Origin of the sequence: Qaidamihabitans albus (genome assembly GCF_016464705.1) — a bacterium.
In the GTDB taxonomy this organism is placed as follows: domain Bacteria; phylum Actinomycetota; class Actinomycetes; order Mycobacteriales; family Pseudonocardiaceae; genus Qaidamihabitans; species Qaidamihabitans albus.
This window is the reverse complement of the sequence record NZ_JAEHOB010000028.1, coordinates 41,195-47,816: the sequence shown is the minus strand read 5'-3', so window position 1 is coordinate 47,816 and position 6,622 is coordinate 41,195. Positions and strand designations below refer to the sequence as shown.

The following is a 6,622-nucleotide window of genomic DNA, read 5'->3' as shown; positions in this document are numbered from 1 at the left end:
GCTTGGCGAGCGGCACGAACAGGCCTTCCAGTGTGGCGCCGCCTCGGCGGTACAGGATTCGGACACCACGCACACGTTCGACATTTTCGGGTGGTGATTCGGCCCGTCGCGGCCGAGCTCACGCCGGGGTCGCGTCCGCGTGGTGTGGCAGGCGTTGGGTGAGCACCAGGGGGCCGTCTTCGGTGATCGCGATCGTGTGCTCGGAGTGGGCGGTGCGTGAGCCGTCGGCCGAGCGGATCGTCCAGCCATCGGGGTCGAAGACGATCCGGTCGGTGGTGCGGGCGAGCCAGGGTTCGAGTGCCAGGGTCATGCCCGCTCGGAGCTTCAGTCCGCGGCCGGCTCGGCCCGTGTTGGAGACATGGGGGTCCTCGTGCATCGTTCGTCCGAGCCCGTGGCCACCGAACTCCGTGTTGATCGGGTAGCCGTAGTCGGTGGCAACCGACTCGATCGCCGCCGAGATGTCGCCCAGCCGGTTGCCTGGCCGCGCGGCCTCGATGCCGGCGGTGAGCGCTTCTTCGGTCGCACGGACGAGTCGCAGGTCATCGTCGGCCGGCGTGCCAACCATGATCGTGCGGGCGGCGTCCGCGACCCAGCCGTCGATCCCGACCGCAAGGTCCATGGTGAGGACGTCCCCGTCGCGCAGCGTGTAGTCGTGGGGCAATCCGTGGAGCACCGCGTCGTTGACCGACAGGCAGGTGACGTTGCGGAACGGGCCGTTGCCGAAGGATGGGGCGTAGTCCCAATAGCAGGATTGCGCCCCGCGTTGGCGGATCCGGCCGCGAACGTGGTGTTCCAGGTCGAGGAGGTTGACGCCCACGTCGGCGAGTTCGCTGAGCTCGGACAGGGTCTGGGCGACGAACTGCCCGGTGGTGTGCATCCGTTCCATCTCCGCGGGCGACTTCAATTCGATCATGGGTACCCTCACAAGCTGTTGGTATAATAATACCAACGTAGCACTTGCGGTATTAAAGTACCAGCCATACCCTGGTGCCGTGGTTCGCAATCCGCTCACGCCCGAACAGATCGAGGCCGGCAGGCGTCTCGGGAGGCTGCTGCGTGAAGCGCGAGCAGACCGCGATCTCGGCGAGGTGGCGCACGCGGCCGGTATGTCACCGGAGACGTTGCGCAAGATCGAGACCGGCCGGCTGCCGACCCCCGCGTTCGGCACGATCGCCTGCCTCAGCGACGTACTGGATCTGCCGATACAGGACCTGGCGGCCGCATGGCGCAATGGCCTGCGGCTTGAGGCGGCGTCGTGACAGTCGTGACAACTGCCTCCGCCTGCCTCCGCCTGCCGCGTCATTGATGGTGAGGCCCTGCGGCCGTTGCCATCGAACGTGCTGACGTGCCGCATTGACTGAACATCTGCTCAACGAACACGCGTTCGACACCTCCGGGTGGTGAAGCCCGGCGCCCGGCCCGCGATTGGGAACCGCTCTTCCGGGGTAGGCACCCGGCCATGGACGACAAGCGTGATCTCGAATCGGACGCGGACGTCGAGGAGCAGCGCCAGCCGGTGCGCGAAGGCGGCGACGAGCCCACGGACACGTCGATGCCGCTCGAGGCGGACCCCGCCGACGCGGCTGAGCAGCGCGCCGCCGTCCCCTTCGACGAGGAGGACGAGCAACAGTCCACGTCCTGAGGTGTGGATTCCCAGGTACCGGGGTATACGCGCGCCAGTGATCGTGCCCCGCAAGCGTGCATTTTTCGACACGGAGGTGATCAGGATGGCGGATACGTCCCGGCTGCCCACTCCAGTCGCGGAGGTCTGGGAGTGGCAGCGCCACGGCAACTGCCGCAATCTGGACAGCGCCGTCTTCTTCCATCCGGACGGCGAGCGAGGTTTCGCGCGGGCCGACCGGGTCGCGCGGGCCAAGCAGATCTGCCAGAGCTGCCCGGTGATCGTCGAGTGCCGGCACCACGCACTGACGGTCCAGGAGCCCTTCGGGGTCTGGGGCGGCCTCGACGAGACCGAGCGGCGAGATGCCATCGCGCGGCGCCGCAGGCTGCAGACGACGTCCAGCTAGGCCCGGAGCAGGGCACAAGGGGGTTTGCGTGCGTTTCGGATACACGCTGCTGTGCGAGCAGGCCGGGCCACGGGAGCTGGTCCGGTACGCGGCGGCCGCGGAAGGCGCCGGATTCGACTTCGAGGTGATGAGCGACCACCACTCGCCGTGGCTGGACGAGCAGGGGCACTCGCCGTACGCGTGGAGCGTGCTGGGCGCGGTCAGCCAAGCCACCGAACAGGTGGACCTGATGACCTTCGTGACCTGCCCGACGATGCGGTACCACCCGGCCGTCGTCGCGCAGAAGGCAGCCACCGTGCAGATGCTTTCCGGTGGCCGCTTCACTCTCGGCCTCGGGGCCGGGGAGAACCTCAACGAGCATGTGATCGGCGAGGGCTGGCCGCCGGTGAACGTGCGGCACGAGATGCTCGGCGAGGCCGTGCAGATCATCGGCGAGATGTTCGACGGCGGCCACACGGACTTCGCAGGCAGCCATTTCCGGGTCGACTCCGCGAAGCTGTGGGACCTGCCTGAGCGGCGCACGCCGATCGGCGTCGCGGTGTCCGGCGAGCAGTCGGTGCGCCGGTTCGCACCGGTCGCCGATGCGATGATCGCCGTCGAGCCGAAGGGGGAGCTGTGCAGTTCCTGGGACGCTGAGCGGGCGGAGCTCGGCCAGGAGCCGTCGCGCAAGATCGGGCAGTTGCCGGTGAGCTGGGATCGTGACCGCTCGGCCGCCATCAGCAGGGCTCATGAGCAGTTCCGCTGGTTCGGCCTCGGCTGGAAGGTCAACGCCGAGCTGCCCGGCACGGCCGCGTTCGCGGGGGCGACCCAGTTCGTGACCGAGGACGACGTCGCGGCAGGCATTCCGTGCGGTTCGGACGTCGACGCGGTGGTGTCGGCGGCACAGCCGTTCTTCGACGCCGGTTTCACCGATCTGGCGCTCGTACAGGTCGGTGGTGACCAGCAGGAGCAGTTCGTCGACGCCGCGAAGTCGGAGCTGTTGCCCGCGTTGCGTGAGGCCGCTCCGTAGGCGTCCGCGCGGGTTTCAGGTGCGGACGCGCAGTCCCGCCAGCACCTCGTACGGCGGTACCCAGCCGCGGTCGACGAGCAGTTCGAACAGCGCGGTGAGCGCTGCCTCCGCGTCGTCCGCGGCCTCGGCGTCGACCAGCCGGCGGGCGAGGTCGATCACGGCGTCGTCCGGGGTGCTGTCGGGCTCTGGTCCCGGGTCGTCGAACGGTGCCGAGTTGCTCGCCGCCGCGCGGCGCAGCAGGGGCTCGATCCGGGCAGGCTCCACCCGGGCGGCGAGCCGGACCAGCACCTGCGCGATCCGGTGCAGCTTGATGTTGTGCTGCTGGGACAGGCGGACGAGGATCCGGAAGGCGTGCTGGGGCGAGCATCGGTGCGACACGACGAGGACGCCCATCGCCTGCTCGATGGTGGCGCGCGTGCGCAGCGCGCGGCGCAGCCCGTTCAGCTCGTCCTGCAGGTCGTTGACCTGGGCGCGCAGGTCCCCTTCGCCGTCGCCGGAGTCGGATCTGGCGTCAGCCGTGGTGTAGCCCACCTCGTCGGCCGTTCCGTTCAGCGCGCCCGGAGGCGGCACGGGACGGACGGAATCAGGTGATCGATCATGATGGCTCCCCTCGGTCGGCAGGCGCTAGAACGCGCGGACGCGAGGACACTCCGGAAGCGGCGACCGACCGGGATTCCGCGGTGGCGCAGCACGCAGCGTCTCGCTTTCGCGCGAGCGCCAGGCCGGCCGGCTTCCCGGCGCCTGCCTGGCGCGCTGCGGCTGGTTGCTCAACCGCTCGGGCACAACTTTAAAGATCAGCCGCACGGTACCCGACAGCGGGCCCGCCGAACGCACCGGCAACAGCGGTGACGTGCGGGGAGCCGACGCGGACAGGCTCAGAAGTCGCCGTCGCGCTCGATCAGCGAACGCAGCCGGGCGAGCGCGCGATGCTGCGAGGTACGCACGTTGCCGGGCGAGATGCCCAGCGCCTCCCCGGTCTCGGTGGCCGAGAGCCCGGCGACGACCCGGAGAATCACGATGTCACGTTGCGTGGCCGGAAGGTGTTCGAGTAGCCCGTTCAGTTGTTCGCCAAGTTCCCCGTTGAGGGCCCACCGCTCGGGTTCGTTCCCGCTCACCGCCTTCTCGGGAACCTCGGGAACCGGGTCCGAGCGCTCCCGGGAGGCGATCCGGAAAGCGTCGGCCACCTTGTTCGCGGCGATCGCGTGCACGAGATAGAGGAAGGACCCGCCCCGGTCCTGATAGGCGGGCAGCGCGTGGAGCACGGCGAAGCACGTCTCCTGCGCGACGTCGTCGGCGGAGAGGTACGAGACGTCCCGGCGGCCGAGCCGCGCGCGGCAGTAGCGGGTCACCACGGGCGTGATCAGCGAGATGAGCTCGGTGATGGCGGTCCGGTCGCCCCGGGCGGCGGCGTGCACGATCGGGTCGAGGTCCGCTTTCGTCAGCCGTCCGGCCGCGCCAGGTTGTTCGGCACGTCGGACGGGCGTCGTCGGATACACGGTGGCAACGCTTCTCATGGCCGGCTCCCAGCGATGCGGCACGGGTCGCCGTCGGGGCAAGACGGCGCGTAGGTGGGGCTTCTGGTCGCGGAACCGCAGGTGCGGGGAGCCAGCCGGCCCGACGACCACTGAGCGTGATCCTAGGTGGGTCCACCCGGGTAATCCAGATATCAACGAAATTTGCCCCGTTCGCACGAACCGGTCACCGCAGGATTACCCACAGGCTCGCCGCTGCCGCCGCCGCGACCAGGAACGCCACCCAGGCGCAGACGGCGGCGCCCGCCACTCCCGGCTCGGCCTCGTGCCGCAACCGCCGCTCCCGGAGGCCACCCGCCACAGCCAGCACGAGTGCGCTCGTGCCCACGAGCACGGCCGGTACCGTCAGCGCGCCCCAGCCACCGCGGGCGGCCGTGTGCACCAGCACCAGCGCACAAGCCGCGGCAGCCAGCGCAGTGCGCTGCCACGCGAGACCGGTCCGCTCGGGTTGCAGGCCCTCGCTCACCCGGTCACCACCAGCACCGCGGCGAACACCGTGAGCACGAGGACCCCGCCCGCGAGGACGATCAGCAGGCCACTCCGGGGCAGCGGCGCCCCGCGCCGCATCGCCCGCTGGACCTGCCGCCAGCGGGGATAGCTGGCGGCGGCGAGAATCATGGCCAGTGCGATGGCGATCGTGGCGAGCGCCGTCCGCGGCCCGTAGTCAGCCAGTTCCGGCAGCAGCTGATGCACGGCCACGCCACCGGCGACCAGCCCGAGAGCGGTGCGGATCCAGGCCAGGAAGGTGCGCTCGTTCGCCAGGGTGAACCGGTAGTCGGGCTCGGTTTCTCCGGTGCCGCCGTTGTTTCCTCGGGGTTCGCTGGGTCGGGTCACCCAGCCATCTTGACGGTCGAGGCCGGGCGGCGCGCGAACACCCACGAGCGGAGCAGGACGAAACGGACCAGCCCGCCGCCCGCGCTGGTGATCACCAGCGCGGTGGTCTCCAGCAGCGGGGACGGCGTATCGGTCAGGCCGTGCAGGAGTACCAGGACGAGTGAGCCCGAGCCGGCGTAGAAGGCGAACGCCAGAACCGCCTGGACGTGGCGGCGGGCCGGGGCGGCGGGGGTGCCGGCGAAGGTGACCAGGCGGTGGAACTCGGTGTTGGCCACGGTCGTCAGTGCGAGCGCCACCAGGTTGGCGGCGTGCGCGCCCAGCGGTCCGCGGATCATCAGGAACACCAGTGCCTGCAGCAGCGTGGTCGCGCCACCGGCCAGCACGTAGTACACCGCATGCCTGCCCAGCTCCCTGCGCCTGACCGGCAGCGGTTCCCGGAGCGCCGTGCCGGGCGCCGCGGTCGCCGTCGTCATGCACGCCACGCTACTTGCGTTTCACAAGATTGTGAAGTTAGGAAATCGTATAAACGCTGGGTCCGCCGGTCTGGTCACCCGGCCGTTGTCACGGCCCGGACGGCCGTCTCGGTGGTGGGGTGCACCGGCAGCTGGCCGATCAGCCCGGTGGCCTCCAGTGGACGCCGGACCACCCGGCTCGTCGCGACGACGGCCCAGGGGCAGGCGCGCCGCGCCCACTGCTCGGCGAGCTCGGCCAGTACCGAAAGGCCCGCCGAGCCAAGGAACCCGAGGCCGTCCAGGTCGAGCACCAGCCGGTCGTCGGGTGAGGTCTTCTCCACGAACTTCCGCAGTTCGGGAGCCGACAGCAGGTCGACCTCGCCGCTGATGCGGGCGAGCACGACGCCCTCGGGACGGTGCTCGACGTCGATGTGCATGGCGTGGGCGGTCACCGGAGCCGGTTCCTGCTCCGGCACGGTTGTCGACTGCGTGGTGAACATGGTCGATTCAGTGCTACGCACGATGGTGTTCCCTCCGTTGTCGGACGGGGAGAGGGCGAGCCCGCGGTGAGGAGAAACCTCAACCGACGCGGGCGGCGAGAGCACCGGTGGGACTCGCCGGGACCACGGCTGTCTGCTCAACCGCGCTTCCAACCGTAGGGAGCCTCTCACAATCTTGGCAAGGCCGCCCAGCGGGGCTTGACACGGACTTGACCTCGGGGTCACCCACCTGGGTCGGCGTTTGTCGCGGAATCGGCGCGGGTACAGC

General features: G+C 70.0%; 11 protein-coding genes. 4 read left to right on the top strand and 7 right to left on the bottom strand.

Features of this window, described 5'->3' with window-relative positions:
- Positions 1-118: 118 nt before the first annotated feature.
- The gene (gene map / locus JAP66_RS30720) at positions 119-913 is read right to left on the bottom strand and encodes a type I methionyl aminopeptidase (protein WP_199435382.1); all 795 of its coding nucleotides are present in this window, start codon (positions 911-913) and stop codon (positions 119-121) included.
- A 79-nt stretch (positions 914-992) separates the two neighbouring features.
- Between map and JAP66_RS32560 the strand changes: the two genes are divergently transcribed.
- The 4 genes from JAP66_RS32560 (at position 993) to JAP66_RS30700 (ending at position 3,036) form a co-directional block, all read left to right on the top strand.
- Positions 993-1,259: a helix-turn-helix transcriptional regulator gene (locus JAP66_RS32560; protein ID WP_199435376.1), complete on the top strand. Its 267-nt coding sequence runs from the start codon at positions 993-995 to the stop codon at positions 1,257-1,259.
- A gap of 200 nt (positions 1,260-1,459) precedes the next feature.
- The gene (locus tag JAP66_RS30710; protein ID WP_199435375.1) at positions 1,460-1,642 is read left to right on the top strand and encodes a hypothetical protein; all 183 of its coding nucleotides are present in this window, start codon (positions 1,460-1,462) and stop codon (positions 1,640-1,642) included.
- Between the two features lie 85 nt (positions 1,643-1,727).
- The gene (locus tag JAP66_RS30705) at positions 1,728-2,027 is read left to right on the top strand and encodes a WhiB family transcriptional regulator (RefSeq protein WP_199435374.1); all 300 of its coding nucleotides are present in this window, start codon (positions 1,728-1,730) and stop codon (positions 2,025-2,027) included.
- 28 nt (positions 2,028-2,055) lie between these two features.
- Positions 2,056-3,036 carry a TIGR03557 family F420-dependent LLM class oxidoreductase gene (locus tag JAP66_RS30700; protein WP_199435373.1) on the top strand — a complete coding sequence of 327 codons (981 nt, stop codon included), beginning with the start codon at positions 2,056-2,058 and terminating at the stop codon, positions 3,034-3,036.
- 15 nt (positions 3,037-3,051) lie between these two features.
- On the opposite strand, the gene JAP66_RS30695 is transcribed toward JAP66_RS30700, so the two are convergent.
- The 6 genes from JAP66_RS30695 to JAP66_RS30670 all read right to left on the bottom strand — a co-directional run bounded on the left by JAP66_RS30695 (position 3,052) and on the right by JAP66_RS30670 (position 6,375).
- A complete protein-coding gene (locus JAP66_RS30695; RefSeq protein WP_199435372.1) occupies positions 3,052-3,606 on the bottom strand; it encodes an ANTAR domain-containing protein in 555 nt (184 codons plus the stop codon).
- 305 nt (positions 3,607-3,911) lie between these two features.
- Positions 3,912-4,550, bottom strand: coding sequence for an RNA polymerase sigma factor ShbA (gene shbA, locus JAP66_RS30690; RefSeq protein ID WP_199435371.1), 639 nt, complete (start codon positions 4,548-4,550; stop codon positions 3,912-3,914).
- A gap of 184 nt (positions 4,551-4,734) precedes the next feature.
- A complete protein-coding gene (locus tag JAP66_RS30685; protein ID WP_199435370.1) occupies positions 4,735-5,034 on the bottom strand; it encodes a DUF202 domain-containing protein in 300 nt (99 codons plus the stop codon).
- Positions 5,031-5,402: a YidH family protein gene (locus JAP66_RS30680; RefSeq protein WP_199435369.1), complete on the bottom strand. Its 372-nt coding sequence runs from the start codon at positions 5,400-5,402 to the stop codon at positions 5,031-5,033. The genes JAP66_RS30685 and JAP66_RS30680 overlap by 4 nt, the downstream gene beginning before the upstream one ends.
- Complete coding sequence (locus JAP66_RS30675; RefSeq protein ID WP_199435368.1) at positions 5,399-5,875, bottom strand: GtrA family protein; 477 nt, start codon at positions 5,873-5,875, stop codon at positions 5,399-5,401. The genes JAP66_RS30680 and JAP66_RS30675 overlap by 4 nt, the downstream gene beginning before the upstream one ends.
- Positions 5,876-5,949: 74 nt before the next feature.
- Complete coding sequence (locus JAP66_RS30670; protein ID WP_307849787.1) at positions 5,950-6,375, bottom strand: anti-sigma factor antagonist; 426 nt, start codon at positions 6,373-6,375, stop codon at positions 5,950-5,952.
- Positions 6,376-6,622: the final 247 nt, after the last annotated feature.